Consider the following 1,627-nt stretch of genomic DNA (forward strand, 5'->3'; position numbering starts at 1 on the left):
GCGTACCCCCGACCCCCCCGATCCAAGCGACGATCCGGCCGACGAGCGCGCCCGCTGGGACCACGCCCTGGGCCTCGCCGACGGCCCCGACCCTCACCTGCTGCTGCTCCCCGATCCCTTCACCTGGTCCGGCCCCGAGCTCCTCGACGGTCTCGACCGCGCGTACCCGGGCGGGGCCAAGATCGGCGGCCTGTGCTCCGGCGGCGGCCGCCCCGGCGAACACCGCCTGTTCTGCGGGCGCTCGTCCCACCACCGCGGCATGGTCGGCGTGGCCATGCGTGGCGATATCGAGGTCGACACCGTGGTCGCCCAGGGCTGTCGCCCGATCGGCGCGCCGATGTTCGTGACCCGCCACCAGGGCCGGATCATCTTCGAGCTCGACGGGCGCCCGGCCGTCGAGGTCCTCCAGGGCCTGTTCGACAGCCTGAGCCCGTCCGAGCGGGTCAACGCGCGCCACAGCCTGTCGCTCGGCGTGGTCATGGATCCAAAGCGCGAGGTCTACGATCAGGGCGACTTTCTGATCCGCAACCTCGTCGGCGTCGATCCCCAAAGCGGTGCGCTCGGCACCGCCGCCGATCTCCACCCCAACGCCGTCATCCAGTTCCACCTGCGCGACGCCGAGACCTCGACGAGCGAGCTGCGCCAGCTGCTGCGCGCCCACCACGACGCCCGACGCAGCGATCCCAGCCTCGGCGCGCTGCTGTTCGCGTGCCTCGGCCGCGGCCAGAGCCTCTACGAGGCGCCCGATCACGACAGCTCCCTGATCCGCGAGCAGCTCGGCTCCGATCTCCCCCTCGCCGGCTTCTTCTGCAACGGCGAGATCGGGCCGATCCACGGCCACACCTACATGCACGGCTACACGAGCGCGCTGATGCTGTTCCGCCCGGCGGGGCTGCCGGGCCGAGCCTGAGCGGGCTTGCGCGCCCGGCTTGCGCGCCCCCCAGGGACCGGGCACCCTCGCACCCGAGCGCGGCCCCCATGTTCTCCTATCAGCTCTACAACCTCCTCCACGTCCTCGGCATCATGCTGGTGTTCATGGCCCTCGGTGCCCTCGCGTTTCACGGCGCCAACGGAGGCACGAAAGACAGCAACAAGGTCCGCGGCCTGGTCATGGGCACCCACGGGCTCGGGGTGTTGCTGATCATCGTCGCCGGCTTCGGCATGCTCGCCCGGACCCGCTCGATGGCCGCCGGGCTCCCGGGCTGGCTGCACCCCAAGCTGCTGATCTGGGTGTTGCTGGGCGCTGCGCCGGCGATCCTCAATCGGAAGCCCGAGTGGGGCAAACTCCTGTGGTTCTTGCTCCCGCTGCTGGCCGCGACCTCGGCCTACTTTGGCATCAACCATCCGGGTGAGAGCAGCGCCCCCGCGGTGCAAGACGACGCCGAGACCAAGACCGAGTAGGCACGTGAGCGACGACCGGCGACAGCACAGCACGGCAGCCCGCCTCGCGGCCCTCGGTGCCCTGGTGCTCCTGCCCCTCGCCTGCGCCTACCCCCTGTTCGAAGCCGAGCTCGACGACGCCAGCGATGACGAGGGCGACGCCGAGCTCGGGGAGCTCGCGGCGATCAACTCGGCTGTCGACGCGAAGCTCGACTCCGCGCTCGTCGAGCTCGCGGCCGTCGTCGAC

Annotated in this window: 3 protein-coding genes; all 3 read left to right on the forward strand. The window is 71.2% G+C overall.

Annotated features, from left to right (window positions below):
* Window positions 1-910, forward strand: a 910-nt coding sequence (locus ENSA5_RS04965) for an FIST signal transduction protein (RefSeq protein WP_106390396.1), incomplete at its 5' end; no start/stop codon positions are given.
* A 68-nt stretch (window positions 911-978) separates the two neighbouring features.
* Window positions 979-1,401 carry a hypothetical protein gene (locus tag ENSA5_RS04970; RefSeq protein WP_106390397.1) on the forward strand — a complete coding sequence of 141 codons (423 nt, stop codon included), beginning with the start codon at window positions 979-981 and terminating at the stop codon, window positions 1,399-1,401.
* Between the two features lie 4 nt (window positions 1,402-1,405).
* On the forward strand, window positions 1,406-1,627 hold a 222-nt coding region (locus ENSA5_RS04975), incomplete at its 3' end, for a hypothetical protein (protein ID WP_146155335.1).

Origin of the sequence: Enhygromyxa salina, assembly GCF_002994615.1 — a bacterium.
GTDB classification, from domain to species: domain Bacteria; phylum Myxococcota_A; class Polyangia; order Nannocystales; family Nannocystaceae; genus Plesiocystis; species Plesiocystis salina_A.

Excerpts from the sequence above, each read along its gene's own strand:
- ENSA5_RS04970 (WP_106390397.1), top strand. The coding sequence starts at position 979 with ATGTTCTCCTATCAGCTCTACAACCTCCTCCACGTCCTCGGCATCATG.